We start from the raw sequence: 20,189 nt of genomic DNA, 5'->3' as shown, positions 1-20,189 counted from the left end.
AGACGACGATGATTGAATGGATTATCCGGCGGTCAGTCGCCAATCGTTTCCTGGTGATGATGGGAGCCCTGTTTCTGAGCATCTGGGGAACCTGGACTATTATCAATACCCCTGTGGATGCGTTGCCCGATCTGTCTGATGTGCAGGTGATTATTAAAACCAGCTATCCGGGCCAGGCCCCGCAGATTGTTGAAAACCAGGTCACGTATCCGCTCACCACCACCATGCTGTCGGTACCGGGCGCGAAGACCGTGCGCGGTTTTTCCCAGTTTGGTGATTCCTATGTGTATGTCATTTTTGAAGACGGAACCGATCTCTACTGGGCCCGCTCGCGTGTGCTGGAATACCTTAATCAGGTACAGGGGAAACTGCCTGCCGGCGTGAGCTCTGAAATTGGCCCTGATGCCACTGGTGTGGGCTGGATATTTGAATATGCCCTGGTCGATCACAGCGGGAAACACGACCTGTCGGAACTGCGCTCGCTACAGGACTGGTTCCTGAAATTTGAACTGAAAACCATTCCGAACGTCGCAGAAGTTGCGTCGGTTGGCGGCGTGGTGAAGCAGTATCAGATCCAGGTGAATCCGGTAAAACTGGCCCAGTATGGTATCAGTCTGCCTGAGGTGAAACAGGCGCTTGAATCTTCCAACCAGGAAGCCGGTGGCTCATCCGTAGAAATCGCGGAAGCCGAGTATATGGTTCGCGCCAGTGGTTATCTCCAGAGCATTGAAGATTTCAATAATATCGTCCTGAAAACCGGAGAAAACGGCGTACCCGTTTATCTGCGTGATGTTGCCCGCGTGCAGACGGGGCCGGAAATGCGACGTGGTATTGCAGAGTTTAACGGCCAGGGTGAAGTTGCCGGTGGGGTTGTGATCCTGAGATCGGGCAAAAATGCGCGAGAGGTTATCACGGCCGTAAAAGATAAACTGGAGACGCTAAAGGCCAGCCTGCCTGAAGGTGTAGAGGTGGTGACAACCTATGATCGCAGCCAGTTAATCGATCGCGCCATTGATAATCTGAGTCATAAGCTTCTTGAAGAATTTATTGTGGTTGCCATCGTCTGTGCGTTGTTCCTCTGGCATGTGCGTTCTGCGCTGGTGGCGATTATTTCTCTGCCACTTGGTCTTTGTATCGCTTTTATTGTCATGCACTTCCAGGGCCTGAACGCCAATATTATGTCGCTGGGAGGGATAGCCATTGCTGTAGGGGCGATGGTGGATGCCGCGATTGTCATGATTGAAAATGCGCATAAACGGCTGGAAGAGTGGGACCATCAGCATCCGGGTGAGCAGATTGACAACGCCAGCCGCTGGAAAGTCATTACCAACGCCTCTGTAGAAGTTGGCCCCGCGCTGTTCATCAGTCTGCTGATCATCACCTTATCCTTCATTCCAATCTTTACCCTGGAGGGGCAGGAAGGGCGGCTGTTTGGCCCGCTGGCGTTCACGAAAACGTATTCCATGGCGGGAGCGGCCGCGCTGGCAATCATCGTCATTCCGATCCTGATGGGATTCTGGATCCGGGGGAAAATTCCTGCTGAGACCAGCAACCCCCTGAACCGACTGTTGATTAAAGCCTATCATCCGTTGCTGCTGCGGGTACTCCACTGGCCAAAAACAACCCTGCTGGTTGCGGCCTTATCCATCTTCACGGTTATCTGGCCATTGAGTCAGGTTGGCGGCGAGTTTCTGCCGAAGATCAATGAAGGTGACCTGCTTTACATGCCGTCGACATTGCCTGGCGTCTCTCCGGCAGAGGCTGCAGCGCTCCTGCAGACCACGGATAAATTAATCAAAACCGTTCCGGAAGTGGCTTCTGTTTTTGGCAAGACCGGTAAAGCAGAGACAGCAACAGATTCCGCACCGCTCGAAATGGTGGAAACCACGATCCAGCTTAAACCTGAAGATCAGTGGCGACCCGGTATGACGATTGACAAAATTATTGACGAACTCGACAAGACAGTCCGTTTACCCGGTCTGGCTAATCTCTGGGTGCCGCCAATTCGTAACCGTATTGATATGCTCTCAACGGGGATCAAAAGCCCGATAGGCATTAAGGTGTCAGGGACCGTTCTGTCGGATATTGATGTGACAGCACAGAGTATCGAAGCGGCAGCCAAAACCGTGCCAGGCGTGGTGTCTGTTCTGGCTGAACGTCTGGAGGGCGGGCGCTATATTGATGTAGATATCAACCGTGAAAAGGCCTCCCGGTATGGGATGACGGTGGGCGATGTCCAGTTGTTCGTCACCTCAGCCATCGGCGGCGCGACGGTCGGCGAAACGGTTGAAGGCGTGGCCCGATACCCAATCAATATCCGTTATCCGCAGGATTACCGAAACAGCCCTAATGCGTTGAAACAGATGCCAATCCTGACGCCGATGAAGCAACAGATCACGCTGGGTGATGTGGCTGACGTTAAAGTGGTTTCCGGGCCAACCATGCTGAAAACGGAAAATGCCCGGCCAGCCAGCTGGATTTACATTGATGCCCGCGGCAGGGACATGGTGTCGGTGGTAAACGACATTAAGTTGGCTATCAGTCAGAAAGTCAAACTGAGACCGGGGACGAGTGTGTCATTCTCCGGGCAGTTTGAATTACTTGAGCACGCCAACAAGAAGCTCAAACTGATGGTGCCGATGACTGTGATGATCATTTTCATTCTGTTGTACCTGGCGTTCCGCCGTGTTGATGAGGCCTTACTCATTCTGATGAGTCTACCGTTCGCACTGGTGGGTGGAATATGGTTCCTGTACTGGCAGGGCTTCCATATGTCTGTAGCGACCGGAACCGGATTTATCGCCCTGGCGGGGGTGGCGGCAGAGTTTGGCGTGGTCATGCTGATGTACTTGCGTCATGCCATAGAAGCGCATCCGGAGTTATCCCGCAAAGAGGTGTTCACACCGGAAAGCCTTGATGAAGCTCTCTATCACGGCGCCGTGTTGCGTGTCCGACCAAAAGCCATGACCGTGGCGGTCATTATTGCGGGTCTGTTGCCCATACTTTGGGGAACCGGCGCAGGCTCAGAAGTCATGAGCCGTATTGCGGCGCCTATGATTGGCGGGATGATCACGGCTCCGTTGCTCTCCCTGTTCATTATTCCTGCTGCCTACAAATTAATCTGGCTGCGCAGACATAAAAAAAGCGTGTCATAAGACGGTAAGGACATCCCGAGCGGGTGTCCTTCTGCATACATTCGCCCGAACATCAGGATTTGTCGCGAAATACACTTCTTATGCAGTATGTCCATATTGTCGGAAAAGAGATCCCGCTCTTCTTTCCCATGGTCATGGAGGTCATCAATATAATGGAGAGCAGGGTGATAAAAAATTACACCTCGCAAACGGAGCCGCAAAGCGGCCCTGTTATTCGTCCAGATATTGCTCCCAGGCCCTGGCATGAGCAAAAGCGTGTTGTTCGAGTTTATTATCCGTTGGGGCTGAGGCTCTGAACGCCAGCGAATTCACAGGCGTATTATTAACGACCAACTCATAATGTAGGTGAGGGCCAGAAAAGCGCCCGCTGTTGACGGACAGCGCCATCGCCGTTCCCCGGGAAACCTGATCGCCGTTTTTGATCAGTATTTTATTCAGGTGCAGATAGCGTGTTTTAATCCCCGCGTTACTTCAACAAAGTACCCCATCGTGTTGTTATATTCGTGCCTGCATCTAATAAGTTTCAGCGCCTGAGTTATTGGCATGCTTATTGATAAAAGGGGCATCGTTTGCACATTCAGTTCGTTATTGCAGGTGACAGAAATGTCATCATTCAGTCATGCATTAAACAGAGCTTACTTTTTATAATTCATCATAAGTCAGGAACACAGTGAGAAAACGTTTCACTTGAACTCTTGAATATATCAAACAGTCCTTATTATTCATGTTAACGCATCGATTATATGTGTTAATTATTTTGCCGGAGATCAAATCATGAAAAAAATTCTTTTATCACTTGCCGCTGTTATGGTTTTTGCTTCGTCTTCGTGGGCCGCTGAAACAACTAACATACATGAACAGGTAAATAATGCCCAGGCTCCAGCCCATCAGATGCAATCGTCCTCTGAGAAAAGCGACATTCAGGGGGACAGTATGAAAATGATGGACATGGACGAACATGAGCAAGCTGCCGCGTCGCATGAAATGATGAAAAATAATAAATCAGCCGCGCATCAGAGCATGGCGGAAATGCATAGGAAAATGAAGAAAACCAAACCAGCCGCGACCACTGATACAACTAAGCCATTCTCTGAGATGAATGAACATGAAAAAGCGGCTGTTGTGCATGAGAGTACAAATAATGGCAAGGCAAATGCACATCAACAACAAGCTGAAGAGCATAATAGCAAGATACCTCAGAATTAACCCGCAGCTCCACTTCTCAGCCTCCACCTGGCGTCACTTTGACTGGCTTACGCTCCTCAAAAGGGAGCGTTTTTTCAATAACTCGTCGTAACTGTCCATCATGGCAATCTCCTGACGTACCGGATGAATAAATAATCGGTGTCTCCGGACTCTTTTCTGCACATAAACCTGTAGCCATTATTCGCTGCTTCCGTCTGGCCGGTACTTCCGCCGTTGAACTGGCGAGAGCGACCATCAAGGATTGCCACTCTTCTCTGCCGCAGGGCCTGAAAATCGATGAGGTGATGCTGGTCAACATGCAGAGCGGTGGTTTGAGGCAAAACCCGGCGCACCAGGTGGGGCAGACCGTCAGGATCGGCAGCGAAACGTCCTCTTTTACCACGAGAACAGTATGCGGCTCAGGCCTGAAAGCGGTGGCGCTCGACGCGCAATCCATCGTGGCCGGCGATAATCAGGTGTGCATCACCGGTGGGATGGAAAACATGAGCGCCGCCCCTTATCTGCTGGAAAAAGCACGTCAGGGTTATCGCATGGGCGACGGCATACTCGTTGCCTCGATGATTAAAGATGGCCTGTGGTGCGCAGTGCCTGGTGCGATTTGGTTCTGGACCCGGAAAAAGTCAACGTCAACGGCGGCGGTCAGGGGATCGCTAAGATTATAGAACGCTGTTAAGCAGAAACAGCTGATAACAGGCCCGGTACGCTTTTGTACCGGGCTTTTTTTCTACCGGGGCTGCAGGCCTTAAGCAACCGTTGCCACTTAGAATTCAGCATCAATATCGACGACAGAAATTAATTTGTGATTCACAAATTCTTTTATTCCCAATCCCGTCAGTTCACGTCCATAACCCGAACGACGAACGCCTCCGAATGGCAGATCCGCTTTTACCCTGGTAGGGTGGTTGATATAAACCATACCTGTTGAAATACGTTTCGCTATTTCAGCACCTTTCGCCGTATCAGCAGTGAATACCGATCCCCCCAGACCGAATGGCGAATCGTTAGCGATGTTAACCGCATCATGTTCGTCTTTGGCGCGGAATATCATCGATACCGGGCCGAAAAACTCCATGTGATAAGCAGGATTATCCGGCGTGACTTCCGTCAGGATCGTTGGCTGGACGAAAGCGCCTTGCTGGGGAACGCGTGGGCCAACTTCCAGCGCAACGGCTCCATGAGAAATGGCTAACTGAATTTTTTGTTTTACCTCATCAGCCGCTTCCTGGGAAGACAATGGGGCGAGAGTCGTATCTTTATCGAACGGGTCACCCGCGCGAAGTGCTGCGACACCCTGTGTATAACGTTCCAAAAATTCATCGTAAACATTATCAATGATGATCATACGCTTGGAGGAAACGCAAACCTGCCCACCGTTCCAGTGGCGACCAAACACCGCCCATTTCGCTGTTTTTTCTAAATCAGCATCGGCCAGAACGATGAAAGCATCCGCACCGCCAAGTTCCAGCGTCGATTTCTTCAGGGCTTTTGCAGCCTGCTGGGCGACGGTCGCGCCTGCGCCTTCTGAACCGGTTAAGGCGACTCCCTGAACGCGCGGATCGTTCAGAATCATTTCAATGTGCTTACGGGTGGCATACAGATTGGTAAATCCCCCCTCCGGTAGCCCGGCCTCTTTCATCAGTTGTTCGAAGCGTGCAGCACTTTGCGGCACATTAGACGCGTGTTTCAGGAGAATAGTATTTCCTGCGGAAAGCTGAGGAGCGATGATGCGGGCAATCTGGTAATACGGGAAGTTCCACGGTTCGATAGCCAGCAGTACACCCAGCGGCTCATGAACAATGATGGCCGATGCTTCTCGAGGATTGGCAACGGGCAGTGTTTCTGGTTCAAGAAGGCGCTCGGCATTGTGAACATAATATTCAAATATTTGTGCAGACAATTCGATCTCTGCATAGGCTTCGCCCACTAATTTCCCCATTTCCAGTGTCAAGAGATGCGCAAATTCATCTTTCTGGGCCCGTAACAGATCGGCTGCTTTTTGTAGAATGCGTACGCGGGTTGCAAAGGACGTACTTTTCCAGTCAAGAAACGCATGATGAGCTTTTGAAATAGCGTCAGAGACGTGCGAGTCTGTCGCATCCGGAAATGTTTTTATGACTTCGCCAGTGAACGGATTGATAGTGGCATATCCCATAGCATAACTCCTGAATAAAATGGTTAAAGCATAGCGCTGAGAAGTTCCCCCTCGGAGAGGGGGAAGCCTGATATTTATTTAATTATAAAATTTACCGCTAAAGGTAATATTATCACCACCACCTGATGGAGCCATGCTTTCAATTACATAGTAAGCAGCCCCCAATTTGTCGGCTTTTTTTGCCAGAGCACTTGTACAGGTAGTCACAGTTCTTTCCGTAACGGTTGCTTGACCAATTTCTTTATATTTCTGTGCGTCTGCTTTTGAAATTTCAGTTGAAGCGAATACCGATGTACTGGCTATCAATAGCAGAGATAAGACTAATGAACGAGTTTTCATATAATCACCATTAATAATTGATAAGTTTAAAAGTACAAGTTTGCAGATGAATGAACATAGCGATCTAAAAATAAAGATTTTCATTGTTAACTTCTGATTTTAAATCAGTGCGTTAATCCAATTTGTTGCATAAAGGAGGCGTTATCCCAGAAAAGAAACTCCTCATCCATAACGCCGTCTTTTGTCCAGTGCCCAATTGTCGCCATAGTTAATTTGAATGACTTACCTGTAGGTGCGATAGTTTTATTGCCTCCAACAGGCATTGGTTTAGTAAACGTACCTTCCATAACACCGATGACGCCGGTCCATTCATTTGAACCAAAGCGAACCGGGTGAACATCGATATGGGTATTTGGAGCAAATATAAAGGTTTTCTTTAACTCATCAATGTGAGCAGATAATCCCCGGGTTGTATGACCATCGGGGTAATGCACAAGGATATTTTCAGCGTGACTTTCATGCAGACGATCCCATTTTTGATGAGTGTATACAACAAAATCTAAGGTATCGAATGTTTTAAGGTTATCATTAACTTGCTTTTCCGCTGACTGATATTTAGACAACTCTTGCATCATCGGGGGAATAGCATCATTAGCACTAGAGGGTTTGTCAGCAGAAAATACGCTGGTAGACGTAAATAAAAGTGCCAATGCTGATTTAAGAATATAACGGGATATATTCATAAAAATGAATTCCTTTTTTATGGCGGAGAGAGGTTATTTTACGAAAAGCCAGCTCGGAGCAATCGATGTTCCCAGACCAGCCCCATAGCCCAGATAGATATTCAGCCCACCGAGTGGTTCAAGATAACGAGCATTTTTTAAACCGCCCGCGTCAATAACATCGAAGCCCAGTGAATTAACTAACAGGGAAACCGTCCCTTTTGCTGTTTCATCATCAGTGGCGATAAAAACAGGAATGTTGCTTCCCGCCAATTTCGGTCCTTCCGCTAACACCTGGGCGAATATCGTATTAAAGGCTTTTACCAGCTTCACGCCAGGAAATGCCTGGGAAATCTCTTCTGCGGCAGAGGTGTTGTGGCCGATAGTGAGCGCCATGTAATCAGCGGTAACAGGGTTAGTTATATCTACGACCAATTTTCCGCTCAGATTGCCGAGCGAACGTAACGCGCTGACGGCCTCGGCGTAGGCCGTGGCCAAAATAATGATGTCAGCTTCCGAACCATGAAGGGGGGAAATGACTTTCGCACCATATTTTTTTGCCAGCGCGTCAGATTTTTCAGCATTGCGGCCAACAATCTGTACCAGGTGCCCGTTCTTAGTCAACTGCTTGACGAAACTTGTTGCCATGTTACCGGTGCCAACAACGGTTATTTTCATCTAATTTTCCCTTGTGAGTATGAAAATGATGGTTTCGCTGTGAAAAGCTAATTCGTACGTTAATCATCTTTAATGCTGGGAGAAATGGTGCTGGAGGAATATGATTATTACGCAATTGGTAATAATAAGGTGGCAGGATGGACGTTGTTAAGGCGATGTCAGTCTTTGTGACGGTTGTGGAAGAGGGCAGTTTTTCAAAGGCAGCGGATAAACTTGACACTTCAGGTGCGGCAATTTCACGCCAAATATCGGCACTTGAGAATTATTTGGGCGCGCTTTTGATTCAGCGAACCACGCGGCGTCTCTCATTAACTGAACCCGGTGAGGCGCTTTATGAACGTGGAAAACAGATACTGGTTAATATTGCTGAAACCGAGGCTGTGGTGGGGCAGTATGCCATACGTCTTTCCGGGGCGTTCCGTATCAGCGCACCACTATCATTTGGAATCCATCAGTTAGCGCCCGTGTTACCTGAATTTCACCGGCGCCATCCTGATTTGGTGTTTGATATAGACCTTTCAGATCGGATTGTTGATCTCATTCATGAAGGATTTGATCTGGCCATTCGTATCACGCATGAACCCAGCCCAAATTTAATTGCTCGCAAAATAGCGCCCGTTGAAATGATAGTTTGTGCCTCGCCAGACTACCTTGCTAAGCAGGGCATCCCCCGGACGCCAGATGAACTGACAGAGCACGAAACCCTGGGATACTCTTATCTTAACTCAAATGATAGCTGGGTATTTTATGATGCCAACGGAATGGAAACCTCGGTAAAAATTCAGCCCACCGTACATTCAACGAATGGTGATTTATTACGCCATCTGGCGTTAGCACATGGAGGTATCATGGCTCAACCTGATTTTATTGTAGGCGATGATATTGCCAACGGGACGCTGGTACGCATTCTTCCTGAGTGGACTTTCGGGAAATTCAACCTGTATGTGGTCTACATCAGCCGTAGGTTTTTACCTGCTAAGATGCGGGTATTTATTGATTATCTTGTCGAGGTATGGGGGGAGAAGTATTCCACATAGGTTTTTGTTGTCATGAAATCAATAGATTAATTAAACCTGAAGATAGGTGTCCGCTTCTGGCGTAATATCGCTTACAAATATGGTTTTTAAACATTCATATCTTAAATAAGCAAATGGCAAATGTGCTGCCAGGCAGTAATCACATCCCGATACTTCACTCACCACAAGATGAATGGCTTCAACTTCCTGTTTATTCAACAGGCCTTTAGCCAGCGTGGCGTTGTACTGCAGAGCCTGACCCGAGATGTCCGGGGCGATAGGGGAATGTCCGCTCCTGGCACAGAGCTGCTGTTGCAGCCCTGACAACCTTAGACTTCAATCGATTCAGAGATCTCTAACGCATCATCGACTTCAATGCCCAAATAATGGACTGTGCTTTCCAGTTCAAGTCGGATTCGGATCCCCCAGATATGAGATATCTGAAGTGGTCTTTTTTGGCCGATGATACGGTCTTTGTTCCGTCGGCTGCGGATAAGCATTGATATACAGACGATCACCAAATGTGACAAAAAATACGGTACAAAGCGCTAGCTGAGCCGCATTTCCTTCTTTCAGCCGCCAGCAACACTTCACTCACACAGGGAAATATCTACGTTTTCTTTTTTTAGGGTATTAAGTATGCGATCCGCGGGTGGACTGTCCGTAATAATACGGTCAATAGCCTGCCAGGAAGCGTAATTGGAAGGAAATACCATATCGAATTTTGAGTGATCCGCCACAATTATGCTCTTGTTCGACCGTTGAATCATGGTGTTATAAATAATCCCGCAATCAATCAACGCTTCGCTTGGACCGTCAGCCGTCACGCCACTGGCACCGAGGATGGCATAATCTGCCGAATACTGGTGCAGGAAGTTCAGCGTTTGCGCGCCTGTCATAGCCCCTTCGGAAGCGACATAATCTCCTGGGGCCACAATGACTCTGATTGTAGGATTCATCGACAGTACGGTAGCGACTCCGAACGAGTGGGTAATCACGGTGATATCCCGCAGATCGGTCGCCATACGCCTGGCCACGTGCACTGTTGTCGCCCCCGATCCAATCATAAATATTTTCCCATCGCCCAGATGACGCACTGCTTCCCGGGCAATGTGTTCACGCTCTTCGGTAAACAACCGGTGGCGTTCTGTCACGGTAGGTTCAGTGTTCATTGTTCGCACTGCGCCGCCATAGGTGCGGTTCAACAAACCTTTTTGAGTGAGTTCATCCAGATCACGTCGAATCGTTTCTGTGGAAACCTCATAAGCCCGCGCCAGATCGACAATACGTAAGCTGGGTGACTCACTGATTGCTCTGAGTATATTCTGCTGACGTACTGCTTTTCTTTTTGACATTAACTACCACCTCTCCTGAAAGAACATCGCCGGTGCCCCAGTATATCTGGCGGGGCGGTGCAACAAAATGCAAAGCGCTGATTGTTGCACCCGGACACACAGCTTAATGCTGATGGCACCGGCTCATAACAGCCGCTAGTTTATCGATAAAAAAGTCTGCATTACTGATGCTAAAACAAAGCGGAGGCCGGATCTTCAAACTGTTGCCATACGCACCTGCCGCGCCAATCAGGATGCCTTCGCTTTTCAGTTCATTGATCACCTGCTGCGTCAGTGCTGTATCCGGTTCCTTGCTGTCCGGCCGGCGGAATTCAACCGCATTGAACAGCCCTGCGCCACGTACATCGCTTATCGCCGGGTATTGCCCGGCAAGGCTGCGTAACCCGGCTCTGAGATAGTGACCACAGTGTCCGGCGTTGGCAATTAACTCTTCTTCCCGGATAACCTGTAACACTGCCAGGCCCACCGCCGCTGCAACAGGGTTACCACCAAAGGTATTAAAGTATTCCGTTTCCTGACTAAACCTTTCGAGCAGCGCTGGCCGTGTGACAACCGCAGCCATCGGAAAGCCATTCCCCATCGGTTTGCCCAGCGTGACAATATCCGGCACCAGTTCATGGCGCTGGAAGCACCAGTAATGCGTACCCGTGCGGCCAAAACCGGGCTGGACCTCATCGGCAATGAATAAACCACCTCCCGCCCGCACGCGTGCTACGGCCAGACCGAGAAATCCGGGGGGATCGGCGTACACACCATCGCTTGAAAAAATGGTGTCCACCAGTAAGGCTGCACAGCCAAAACCTTCTGCGGCCAGCGAATCCATCGCCAATTGCACGGCATCGGCAAATACCTCTTCCACCCGCTGGCCTGGCTGCAGTGCGCTGGCATCGGGGGCCGGAACCGTGCGGACATAAGGCGGTAACTGTTGCCGTTTATGCCCGGATGGCGAAACCTCCATCACTGCCGTTGTATTGCCATGATAGGCGCTCTCGGTCACGATAATTCCCTGCCTGCCCGTCGCCATTCTGGCAATACGCAGAGCAATATCATTGCTTTCGCTGCCCGTACAGGTGAACACCACATTGGTGAGCGGCGCGGGAAAGGTGGCCAGCAGGGTTTCTGAATAACGCTCCAGTACCGGGAACAAATAGCGGGTGTTCGTGTTGAGCAGGCCAGCCTGCCTGTACATGGCTTCAACCACCTTCGGATGGCAATGGCCAACGCTTGGCACGTTGTTATACATATCCAGATATTTGTTGCCTGCAGCGTCGTACATCCAGACGCCCTGAGCACTGACCATTTCAATCGGCTGCTGATAGAACAAAACCGAAGACGCGCCCTGGGTGGTTTGACGGCGAACTATCTGATTCGCCAGCCCGGCATCCAGGGCAACACTCTCATTTTTCTCAAAGCGGTTCAGGCCAAGAATTTGTTTTTTTTCTTTCATAGTAGATTCTCCTGCTGCACAGCCTGCGCGACGTTTATGGCATGTTCACGCAGATACTGCCTGGCCAGTGCCACGGTTCCTGCGGGGTAATTTTCAGCCAGTTGCTGCGCCGTCGGCGTTTCCGCATGGCTGGCTATCCAGGCGCTGAGCTGAAGGCGGCGCAACATTACCAACACGGGTAACATTGCCTCATCCTGCCGACTAAGCGGGCGTACGCTGTGATAACCTTCCAGCCACGCGGCCTGGTAATTACCCAATAACGGGTCGTCTTCAATAAAACTCACCGCCGTTGCGAAATCCCAGCCAAACCAACAAAGACCGCAGTCATCAAAGTCGATAACGGTCATTTGCTCACCGTCCACCAGCAGGTTCGCCAGCCGCATATCACAATGCACCAGCCCAAAGCGCTCCGGGGAGCAACCATATTCGTCGAGCTGAGCTTTGAGCAATGTCTCCGTTTGTTCCAAAAGCGCGATCTCTTCTGGTGCAAACTGACTTAGGCTACGCCAGTCTCCCCAGAGCGCCTGTTTGCCGATGATGGTGTCAAACGTCCAAACCTTGCGGGTGAAAGTAGACGGGCGTTGCCAACTGAGGCTGTGCAGATGCAGATGAGCGGCGGTTTGCCCGAGCCTGCGATACCAGCAGGACAAATCGGATGCGCTATCCGGCTCAGCGCCGGCAATGAATTCAAATGCAACCACAAAAGTCACGGACGACTCATCTTCCAGCCGTGCTACCCGCTCTCCATTAAGCTGTGGAATCGGTGCCGCCACGTTGATAACGCCGCTGGTTTTCAGGGAGAGCAACCAATCCAGCTCCGAAATAATCTCTGCATGACGACAATAATCCGGCCGATGAACGCGCAGCACTAAACGCCGTTTGGTTTCGGCTTCGGTTACCAGAAAAGTGGCGTTCTCTGAAAAAGTGAGCAACGACAGTTCCGATCTTTCGCTCAACCCCCACTGGGGCAGTGCAGCACGTAACAATCCGCCGATTTTCTCTATGTACCCATCGTGATAAAGCATCGCAAAACTCCAAAAATGACACGAGTACCAACATTTTTATGTTGGTGTTGTCTTTTTTGCAAGATGAAAGGTGAATTTATTTGTCTGCCGATGGTTTGATGATTTTTTATTGTTTAATTTCAATTAATTAAGTTAAATTTCCCAATAATAACAGCCAAATGCTCCGTAACAGGGCAAACTCTGTTATCAGAAGAAAATGCATCCAGTAAATGCCAATGAAATTATAATTATATATATAAATATCAATAAATTAATTGATTTATGCCTGCACCATAATCGCTCACCATAAAGAAGCATTTTATTTAGTGGAAAAACCAACAAAATAATGTTGATCATTCAACATTTTAGTGATTATTCTTTGTCGAAAATAGAGGCGCGTTTCCAGGCAGCATCGGCGAAAACTGATGCGCTGACGATTTATGGCATGGCGTAAGTGGGGGAGAAACTCATGTACCAGGATCTACAAGGTAAAAGCATACTGATCACCGGTGGCAGCAGCGGCATTGGGCTGGGGCTGGCACTAAATTTTGCGCGCAATGGCGGCAAAGTTGCGATCACCGCCCGAAATGCAGCCAGGCTGGAAGCTGCTATCACAATGGCCAGCGCACAAGGCTTGACAATAAAAGGCTACGTCTGTGACGTCAGCATTGCTCAACAGGTAAAAGAGACTGTCGCGTTTTGCGCGGAACAACTTGGCGGCCTGGACGTACTGTGCTGCAACGCGGGTGTCTTTCCTTCCGCCGCTTTGAGCGATATGACGGAAAGTGAATGGGATGAGGTGCATGCGGTAAACAGCAAAGGCACATTCCTGTGCGTACAGTCGGCTATCCCCTGGCTGAAACAAGCCAGTCACGGCCGCATTATCTTTACTTCTTCTATTACTGGCCCTGTCACGGGCTACCCCGGCTGGGCGCATTATGCGTCAAGCAAAGCGTCACAACTGGGTTTCATGCGCACCGCCGCCCTGGAGCTGGCTAAATACAACATCACCGTCAATGCCATTCTTCCGGGCAACATTATCACTGAAGGGCTGACGGATATGGGGGACGACTACATTGCCACCATGGCGAAATCTGTCCCGCTACAGCGCCTCGGCAGTGTTGACGATATTGCTGCCGCCGCACTGTTTTTTGCCTCTCAGGCGGCCGGGTATATCACCGGGCAAACACTGATTGTGGATGGTGGTCAGATCCTTCCCGAATCATCTTCCTGCATTTCCTGACGGAGCGGTAATCGTATGAGCGAACAGATTATTAAAAACCCTGCTGGAGGCGAAACCAGCACGTCGACGATCCAGCGCCTGCGCCCAAACGCGGTGGGGTTAACCGGCGTACTGTTCATGACAGTAGCGACCGCCGCTCCCATTACCGCCATGCTGGGAAATGTCCCCATCGCGGTAGGCAGCGGTAACGGGCAGTATGCGCCGGCGGGCTTCATGGTGGCGACCATCATCCTGGCGCTGTTTGCCATCGGGTATGCACAGATGGCGAAGTACATTACCGCTACTGGCGCATTTTATGGCTTCATCTCTCATGGTCTGGGGCGCGTCATCGGCATGGCGGCCGGGGTTGCGGTCACATTGACCTATATTGTGTTTGAGGCCGCACTCGTGGGTATTTTCGCCTTCTTCTGCGAAGACTTAATCCATGGGCTTTCCGGTATGCATATCCACTGGATTGTCTTTGCGCTGGGGATGCTGATTGCCAACGGCGTGCTGAGTTATTTTGATATTTCACTGACGTCGAAAGTGCTGGGCTGTTGTCTGGTGCTGGAAATTATCATTCTTACCGTGGTTGCTGGCGCAGTGCTGGTGCATGGTGGTGGGCCGCAGGGGTTTGTCCCTGAGTCGATCAACCCCTTGCATGCCTTTACTCCTGCTGCGGGCGTGCCGGGCGCTAACGCGGGCATTGGTCTGTTTTTCGCCTTTTGGTCGTGGGTAGGGTTTGAATCCTCGGCGATGTACGGTGAAGAGTCCAGGAATCCAAAGAAAATCATTCCGCTGGCGACATTACTGGCTGTGATTGGTATTGGGCTTTTCTATGTATTTATATCCTGGATGGCTATTGCCGGGACCGGGCCAGAGAAGGCCATCGCACTGGCACAAGATCCCAACAAGGCCGCAGAAATCTTCTATGGCCCGGCGCGCCAGTATCTGGGCGAATGGGCGGTTGCGGTATTCAAAATTCTGGTGATCACCGGTTCCTTCGCTTGCGGGATGGCGTTCCACAACTGTGCCGCACGCTATATCTATGCCCTGGGCCGGGAGAACCTGTTCCCCTTGTCGGGTAAAACGCTGGGACTTACCCATCCCAAACATGGTTCCCCCCACATCGCCTCAACGGTTCAGACCCTGATTGCCTGCGCGATCGTCGTTCTTTTCCTGCTGGCAGGAAAAGACCCTTATGCTGATATTTACACACTGCTGGCAATTCTCGGCACGATGGGAATTATGATCGTCCAGGCATTGTGCGCCTTTGCTGTGATTTTTTATTTCCACGCAAATGCAGAAAACCGTAAAAACAGCCACTGGTTTAAAACATTCCTGGCACCTTTAATGGGTGGAATAGGCATGGTGTACGTCGTCTATTTGCTTTTTGCCAATATGGATTTCGCGGCAGGTTCAGCGGCAAATACACTGTTCTATAAAGCCATACCGTGGATTGTATTAGCCAGTTTTGTCATTGGTGCGGCTATCGCAACCTGGTTCAAGCTTTTTGATAATAAAAAATTCCAGGTGATTGGTCGCATTGTATTGAATGAAGAAAAATAGAAGGCCAGGCTATGTCTGATAAAAAAAGCATTGTTCTTCTCGAGGCTAACCAACTTTCACGTCTGATCAGGAATAAAGAAATATCCTGCCGTGAAGTGATGGAAATTTACCTCGACCATATTGAATCTTTTAATCCACGCGTTAATGCCATTATCAGCATGCGGGATAAAAACTCGCTATTAAAAGAGGCTGATGAAAAGGATATCGCATTAGAAAAAGGGGAATATCAGGGATGGCTGCATGGAATACCTTTTGCTGTTAAAGATTTGGCATTAACACAAGGAATTACGACCACCCGTGGTTCACCCATTTTCGCTGATAATGTTCCCGACAAGGACGCATTAATAGTAGAAAGAATCAAAAAGGCTGGTGCCATCATTATTGGCAAAACAAACACCCCTGAATTTGGGCTGGGCTCCCAGACGTATAATTCGGTTTTTGGTGCTACGGGCAATGCGTATAACCACCAACTCACCGCCGGGGGCAGCAGCGGCGGTGCTGCCGCTGCCCTGGCGATGTATCTGCTGCCGGTAGCGGATGGCAGCGACATGATGGGTTCTTTACGCAATCCTGCCGCCTTCAATAACGTGATTGGGTTTCGTCCATCCCAGGGCCGTGTTCCACTAACGGAAAGTGATGAGTTGTTCATTAACCAGATGGCGTATGAAGGCCCAATGGGGCGCTGCGTCAAGGATGTTGCGCTGCTGTTAGCCACGCAGGCCGGTCGGGATGACCGGGCGCCTCTTTCGCTTAACGAGACAGGCGATCAATTTACTGAATCGCTTGTCATGGACTGTACTGACGTGCGAGTCGGCTGGCTGGGGGATCTCCAGGGCCATTTACCCTTCGAAGAAGGTATTCTTTCCCTGTGTGAGAAAGCGCGAAATACGTTTTCAGCGATCGGCTGTGAAGTTAACACGGTAGCCATCGATATTGATTTTGAAACGGTGTGGAATGCGTGGCGTACCCTCCGGCATATTTCCGTCGCGCACAGCCTTGAGCCTCTTTATTCTGACCCCGGGAAACGGAAATGGCTTAAGCCAGAAGCTCTCTGGGAAATAGAAAATGGCTTAGGGTTAAGCGCAATGCAACTTATGCAAGCCTCTGCGGTAAGGACGTTGTTGTATAAGAAAATTATTGCGCTTTTTGAGGAGGTGGATTACCTGATATTACCCAGCGCGCAGGTTTTCCCTTTCGATAAAAATAGTCATTGGCCTGAAACAATATCAGGCCGGGAAATGGATACCTATCACCGCTGGATGGAGGTAACAATATTAGGCAGTCTGACGGGCTGCCCCATTGCCAATGTCCCGGCCGGTTTTAATGAATCAGGGTTACCAACAGGCATCCAGATAATAGGACGGCCCCAGCGTGATATGGCCGTACTTCGGCTGGCTCATGCTTATGAAAAAGCCACGCAATGGATCGCGAAAAATAAACCGGATGCAATCAAAGAAAGCGAATTAATTCGCTATTTACTTTAATTTATTCACCTGAAGGGGATATAAATGAGCAGCCATAAGAAAATTATAGCGGGTACCATTGGTAATATACTCGAATGGTATGACTTCCTTATTTATGGTTTTTTCGCTGCCATTATCGCCAGGCAGTTTTTTCCGGCCAATGACGAATACAGTTCACTGCTGATCTCATTGGCGACATTTGGCGTTGGCTTTTTCACCCGACCAATCGGTGGATTAATCATTGGCGTATATGCGGATAAATATGGCAGAAAGAAAGCCCTGCAATTGATTATCTGGTTGATGTTTATTGCGGTGGCAATTTTTGTGGTCACACCGTCTTACCAGCAGATAGGTATCACAGCCCCCATATTGATCGTCATAGCGCGCCTTATCCAGGGGTTTGCTACCGGTGGCGAATATGCCAGCTCAACCTCATATTTGGTGGAAGGATCGGACGATAGCAAGAAAACGTTTTATGGTTCATGGCAGCTATTCGGCCAATGCCTGGCAGTGGTACTGGCTTCGGTTATCTCTATGCTTATTTTCAATGTGTTTAACGATAGCCTGGAAAGCTGGGGGTGGCGAATTGCGTTCGCGGTCGGCCTGGTTATTTGCCCGGTAGGGCTATGGATAAGAAGTAATCTCTCTGAATCCGATGAGTTTATTAGTCAACAAACCGAGAAAAAACTGCCTGGCAATAAAACCGGGCTGGATTTCAGAAAGATCATCCTTGGCTTCAGCCTGGTGGTGAGTGGAACGGTGGGCTTCTACGTTTTATTGATTAATATGCCTGGCTTTGCCAGTAAACAATTAGCAATGCCGATAACCAGCGTGCTGACGATCCAAATCTGTATCGTCAGCCTGATGGCCATTATCATTCCTCTGTTCGGGATGCTGGCAGATAAAATAGGGCGGAAGTTAGTCTTTCTTATCGCAACCATCGGCTATTTTGTATTGGTGTTGCCGCTCTTTACCTGGGTTATCCATTTCCCAACAATTAGCCATATGTTCGTTATGCAGTTAGTTCTTGGCCTGTGCCTGGCGGCGCAGTTTGCAACCATGCCGACCATGCTGACATTACTGTTCCCGGTTGAGAACAGGGTGACCTCTTTGTCCATTAGTTATAACCTGGCCACCATGACCTTCGGCGGTTTCTCTCCCTTTATTGTTGCCTGGTTATCGCATGGCTGGGGTGCCCCTGCACCGGCGTATTATATGTTTGCTGTTTCGGCAATCAGCCTGGCTGCGGCAATTTGTTTCCCCCGCGATGCAAAAAAAACGTTGTCATTAATGGCAAAGCAGCCGTCACGCTAAAGATTTCTGGCTCCTTTGCTGCCCAGGGAATCACTCACGCCGTGGCGGCGCTATAAACAACTTTTCTTCCCCAAAGAAGATCCTCCCAAGGGATCTTCTGCTTTATCCGCCAATATTGACCTGCTCCCCATTGACTAAGACAAACCGTGGTAACAACTTCCGCTTCTGGCACACAGAGGATTTGCACGAAGGCCAAGGTCTGCTGTGAGCGATCATCAGCCATTGGTGCGGCATATGTAGCAGCAATGGCTTTAGCACATAATAAAGCCATTGCTGATGGGTACCCTCGATCAGGCCAGTAAAATCATGTCAAAGTGGATATTATCTTCATCGTTTAAAACGGCTGATAGCAGCATCCGTCACAGGCGTAAAGAAGGACACCAGCGTACCTTCAGGATCGCGAATCTGCATGGTTCTGTTTCCCCATGGCATATTTTTGGGTTCATGCACAAACTCCAGGTTATATTCTTTTAATCTAATGAACTCGTTATCAATATCATTGACCATAAATTCAAGAATTGCTGACTGATTGGATGCGGGTCGTGCGCAATTTTCTTTAAACAATGCGACTGTTTCTTCGCTCCCAATTGCTACTACCGCCCCAGGTGTGATGATTTCTGCAAATACTGGCGCAAGCCATTCAGCCTGATATCCTGTTATTAATTCATAAAAATTAACAACCTTTTTGATGTCTTTTACAATAAGTCGTGTTGATACTAATTCCATAAACTACTCCTTAATGCTGCGCGATGTGCAGCTGACTAAGATAATCACCCAGCTCTGCTGACAGCATGGTGGCAACAGGAAAAAAATATGAGGCGGGCAGACCGACTTTTCCAGATTATTCAGATCCTCAGACGAACAAAACTTCCGGTAACGGCAGCCAGGTTAGCTGATGAGCTTGAAGTATCTAAGCGCACCGTGTATAGGGATCTTGCTGATTTAGCAGGACAAAGGGTTCCGGTTGAAGGTGAGGCTGGTTCGGGCTATAGACTTAGTGAATATTATGATTTTCCCCCTTTAATGTTCACCCCAGATGAGCTTGATGCGTTACTGCTTGGTGTTGAACTAGTGCAGCGCCTGCCGGATGCGACACTAGCCAACAATGCAAGGGATGTATTATCAAAAATATCGTCAGTGGTTCCGAGTAGGTTGCAAAGTGTTTTAAACCCATCTGCCGTTCTTTTAAAACCAGAAGAACCCGTAACCAATAACATTGACACCCGACAAATCAGGGCGGCAATCCGTGACGGTAAAAAACTTTTGATCGAGTACCGTTCCGCTGATGGAACTATCTCCAAAAGAGTCATCTGGCCGATCGTACTAGGCTATAATCAGACTCATTGTCTCCTCATATCCTGGTGTGAAAAAAGAGAGAGTTTTAGACATTTTCGTACCGACCGATTATTAGACATTTTGTTGTTAAACGAACACATAAATTCTGATAGAGAAGCTCTCAGATCAAGATGGGAAGAATGGCGAGAACGGGAATTATCACGATTCAGAGGGGGTAATTATCAGGAAGATTAGAACAATAAATAAGAAGTTTTATACAAATGTGTTTTGCCCGTACCAGCCCGTCGGTTGACGATGGTGACAACGCTTGA

The 20,189-nt window shown here is 49.1% G+C and carries 18 protein-coding genes and 2 pseudogenes; 9 read left to right on the top strand and 11 right to left on the bottom strand.

What is annotated here, in order from left to right; all coding sequences use genetic code 11:
• Nucleotides 1-8 precede the first annotated feature (8 nt).
• On the top strand, nucleotides 9-3,155 hold the full coding sequence (gene silA / locus L2097_RS22315) for a Cu(+)/Ag(+) efflux RND transporter permease subunit SilA (protein WP_250353694.1): 3,147 nt from the start codon (nucleotides 9-11) through the stop codon (nucleotides 3,153-3,155).
• Nucleotides 3,156-3,365: 210 nt separating this feature from the next.
• Here silA and L2097_RS22310 read toward each other — a convergent pair.
• Nucleotides 3,366-3,664 (bottom strand): annotated as a pseudogene (locus L2097_RS22310) (peptidoglycan DD-metalloendopeptidase family protein); the annotation flags it as partial.
• Between the two features lie 265 nt (nucleotides 3,665-3,929).
• On the opposite strand from L2097_RS22310, the gene L2097_RS22305 reads away from it, so the two are divergent.
• Nucleotides 3,930-4,361, top strand: coding sequence for a PcoE/SilE family metal-binding protein (locus L2097_RS22305; protein ID WP_250353693.1), 432 nt, complete (start codon nucleotides 3,930-3,932; stop codon nucleotides 4,359-4,361).
• Nucleotides 4,362-4,492: 131 nt separating this feature from the next.
• On the top strand, nucleotides 4,493-5,023 hold the full coding sequence (locus tag L2097_RS22300; RefSeq protein ID WP_350029013.1) for a thiolase family protein: 531 nt from the start codon (nucleotides 4,493-4,495) through the stop codon (nucleotides 5,021-5,023).
• Between the two features lie 98 nt (nucleotides 5,024-5,121).
• Here L2097_RS22300 and L2097_RS22295 read toward each other — a convergent pair whose 3' ends face one another.
• From L2097_RS22295 to L2097_RS22280, 4 genes are all read right to left on the bottom strand, one after another.
• The gene (locus tag L2097_RS22295) at nucleotides 5,122-6,513 is read right to left on the bottom strand and encodes an NAD-dependent succinate-semialdehyde dehydrogenase (protein WP_250353692.1); all 1,392 of its coding nucleotides are present in this window, start codon (nucleotides 6,511-6,513) and stop codon (nucleotides 5,122-5,124) included.
• Between the two features lie 78 nt (nucleotides 6,514-6,591).
• Nucleotides 6,592-6,936, bottom strand: coding sequence for a YdgH/BhsA/McbA-like domain containing protein (locus L2097_RS22290; protein ID WP_250353691.1), 345 nt, complete (start codon nucleotides 6,934-6,936; stop codon nucleotides 6,592-6,594).
• Between the two features lie 20 nt (nucleotides 6,937-6,956).
• Entirely contained in the window at nucleotides 6,957-7,535 is a 579-nt protein-coding gene (locus L2097_RS22285) for an ester cyclase (RefSeq protein ID WP_250353690.1), read from the bottom strand.
• A 33-nt stretch (nucleotides 7,536-7,568) separates the two neighbouring features.
• Nucleotides 7,569-8,192 (bottom strand): NADPH-dependent F420 reductase, encoded by a 624-nt coding sequence (locus tag L2097_RS22280; protein WP_250353689.1) that lies wholly within the window; start codon nucleotides 8,190-8,192, stop codon nucleotides 7,569-7,571.
• Between the two features lie 137 nt (nucleotides 8,193-8,329).
• Here L2097_RS22280 and L2097_RS22275 point away from each other — a divergent pair, with 137 nt between their 5' ends.
• Nucleotides 8,330-9,229, top strand: a complete 900-nt coding sequence (locus tag L2097_RS22275) for a LysR family transcriptional regulator (protein ID WP_085006920.1) — start codon at nucleotides 8,330-8,332, stop codon at nucleotides 9,227-9,229.
• Between the two features lie 120 nt (nucleotides 9,230-9,349).
• Here the strand turns inward: L2097_RS22275 and L2097_RS22270 are convergent.
• The 4 genes and pseudogenes from L2097_RS22270 to L2097_RS22255 all read right to left on the bottom strand — a co-directional run.
• Nucleotides 9,350-9,484 (bottom strand): annotated as a pseudogene (locus tag L2097_RS22270) (carboxymuconolactone decarboxylase family protein); the annotation flags it as partial.
• Between the two features lie 314 nt (nucleotides 9,485-9,798).
• Nucleotides 9,799-10,563 carry a DeoR/GlpR family DNA-binding transcription regulator gene (locus L2097_RS22265; RefSeq protein WP_250353688.1) on the bottom strand — a complete coding sequence of 255 codons (765 nt, stop codon included), beginning with the start codon at nucleotides 10,561-10,563 and terminating at the stop codon, nucleotides 9,799-9,801.
• Nucleotides 10,564-10,666: 103 nt separating this feature from the next.
• Entirely contained in the window at nucleotides 10,667-12,010 is a 1,344-nt protein-coding gene (locus tag L2097_RS22260) for an aspartate aminotransferase family protein (protein WP_250353687.1), read from the bottom strand.
• On the bottom strand, nucleotides 12,007-13,035 hold the full coding sequence (locus L2097_RS22255; protein WP_250353686.1) for a phosphotransferase enzyme family protein: 1,029 nt from the start codon (nucleotides 13,033-13,035) through the stop codon (nucleotides 12,007-12,009). Before L2097_RS22255 ends, L2097_RS22260 begins: the two co-directional genes overlap by 4 nt.
• A 448-nt stretch (nucleotides 13,036-13,483) precedes the next feature.
• Here L2097_RS22255 and fabG point away from each other — a divergent pair, with 448 nt between their 5' ends.
• The 4 genes from fabG to L2097_RS22235 are packed head-to-tail and all read left to right on the top strand — an operon-like array spanning nucleotide 13,484 to nucleotide 18,582.
• Nucleotides 13,484-14,257: a 3-oxoacyl-ACP reductase FabG gene (fabG, locus tag L2097_RS22250; RefSeq protein ID WP_250353685.1), complete on the top strand. Its 774-nt coding sequence runs from the start codon at nucleotides 13,484-13,486 to the stop codon at nucleotides 14,255-14,257.
• Nucleotides 14,258-14,272: 15 nt separating this feature from the next.
• Nucleotides 14,273-15,805 (top strand): APC family permease, encoded by a 1,533-nt coding sequence (locus L2097_RS22245; RefSeq protein WP_250353684.1) that lies wholly within the window; start codon nucleotides 14,273-14,275, stop codon nucleotides 15,803-15,805.
• Nucleotides 15,806-15,816: 11 nt separating this feature from the next.
• Nucleotides 15,817-17,289 carry an amidase gene (locus tag L2097_RS22240; protein WP_250353683.1) on the top strand — a complete coding sequence of 491 codons (1,473 nt, stop codon included), beginning with the start codon at nucleotides 15,817-15,819 and terminating at the stop codon, nucleotides 17,287-17,289.
• Nucleotides 17,290-17,313: 24 nt separating this feature from the next.
• Nucleotides 17,314-18,582 (top strand): MFS transporter, encoded by a 1,269-nt coding sequence (locus L2097_RS22235; protein ID WP_250353682.1) that lies wholly within the window; start codon nucleotides 17,314-17,316, stop codon nucleotides 18,580-18,582.
• Nucleotides 18,583-18,616: 34 nt separating this feature from the next.
• Here the strand turns inward: L2097_RS22235 and L2097_RS22230 are convergent, their stop codons facing one another.
• Nucleotides 18,617-18,853 carry a hypothetical protein gene (locus L2097_RS22230; RefSeq protein ID WP_250353681.1) on the bottom strand — a complete coding sequence of 79 codons (237 nt, stop codon included), beginning with the start codon at nucleotides 18,851-18,853 and terminating at the stop codon, nucleotides 18,617-18,619.
• Between the two features lie 56 nt (nucleotides 18,854-18,909).
• Nucleotides 18,910-19,308 (bottom strand): VOC family protein, encoded by a 399-nt coding sequence (locus L2097_RS22225; protein ID WP_085006912.1) that lies wholly within the window; start codon nucleotides 19,306-19,308, stop codon nucleotides 18,910-18,912.
• A gap of 87 nt (nucleotides 19,309-19,395) precedes the next feature.
• On the opposite strand from L2097_RS22225, the gene L2097_RS22220 reads away from it, so the two are divergent.
• Nucleotides 19,396-20,112: a helix-turn-helix transcriptional regulator gene (locus L2097_RS22220; protein ID WP_085006911.1), complete on the top strand. Its 717-nt coding sequence runs from the start codon at nucleotides 19,396-19,398 to the stop codon at nucleotides 20,110-20,112.
• The last annotated feature ends 77 nt before the right edge of the window (nucleotides 20,113-20,189 follow it).

The organism is Citrobacter sp. MNAZ 1397 (assembly GCF_023613995.1).
Lineage (GTDB): Bacteria > Pseudomonadota > Gammaproteobacteria > Enterobacterales > Enterobacteriaceae > Phytobacter > Phytobacter ursingii.
Note: the sequence above shows the minus strand (reverse complement) of the source record. Positions and strands in the feature narration are given on the sequence as shown.

Bases quoted from the DNA above. Each gene is read 5' to 3' on its own strand.
- silA (WP_250353694.1), top strand. From the start codon at position 9: ATGATTGAATGGATTATCCGGCGGTCAGTCGCCAATCGTTTCCTGGTG.
- L2097_RS22305 (WP_250353693.1), top strand. From the start codon at position 3,930: ATGAAAAAAATTCTTTTATCACTTGCCGCTGTTATGGTTTTTGCTTCG.
- L2097_RS22295 (WP_250353692.1), bottom strand. From the start codon at position 6,513: ATGGGATATGCCACTATCAATCCGTTCACTGGCGAAGTCATAAAAACA.
- L2097_RS22290 (WP_250353691.1), bottom strand. From the start codon at position 6,936: ATGAAAATCTTTATTTTTAGATCGCTATGTTCATTCATCTGCAAACTT.
- L2097_RS22285 (WP_250353690.1), bottom strand. From the start codon at position 7,535: ATGAATATATCCCGTTATATTCTTAAATCAGCATTGGCACTTTTATTT.
- L2097_RS22280 (WP_250353689.1), bottom strand. From the start codon at position 8,192: ATGAAAATAACCGTTGTTGGCACCGGTAACATGGCAACAAGTTTCGTC.
- L2097_RS22275 (WP_085006920.1), top strand. From the start codon at position 8,330: ATGGACGTTGTTAAGGCGATGTCAGTCTTTGTGACGGTTGTGGAAGAG.
- L2097_RS22265 (WP_250353688.1), bottom strand. From the start codon at position 10,563: ATGTCAAAAAGAAAAGCAGTACGTCAGCAGAATATACTCAGAGCAATC.
- L2097_RS22260 (WP_250353687.1), bottom strand. From the start codon at position 12,010: ATGAAAGAAAAAAAACAAATTCTTGGCCTGAACCGCTTTGAGAAAAAT.
- L2097_RS22255 (WP_250353686.1), bottom strand. From the start codon at position 13,035: ATGCTTTATCACGATGGGTACATAGAGAAAATCGGCGGATTGTTACGT.
- fabG (WP_250353685.1), top strand. From the start codon at position 13,484: ATGTACCAGGATCTACAAGGTAAAAGCATACTGATCACCGGTGGCAGC.
- L2097_RS22245 (WP_250353684.1), top strand. From the start codon at position 14,273: ATGAGCGAACAGATTATTAAAAACCCTGCTGGAGGCGAAACCAGCACG.
- L2097_RS22240 (WP_250353683.1), top strand. From the start codon at position 15,817: ATGTCTGATAAAAAAAGCATTGTTCTTCTCGAGGCTAACCAACTTTCA.
- L2097_RS22235 (WP_250353682.1), top strand. From the start codon at position 17,314: ATGAGCAGCCATAAGAAAATTATAGCGGGTACCATTGGTAATATACTC.
- L2097_RS22230 (WP_250353681.1), bottom strand. From the start codon at position 18,853: ATGGCTTTATTATGTGCTAAAGCCATTGCTGCTACATATGCCGCACCA.
- L2097_RS22225 (WP_085006912.1), bottom strand. From the start codon at position 19,308: ATGGAATTAGTATCAACACGACTTATTGTAAAAGACATCAAAAAGGTT.
- L2097_RS22220 (WP_085006911.1), top strand. From the start codon at position 19,396: ATGAGGCGGGCAGACCGACTTTTCCAGATTATTCAGATCCTCAGACGA.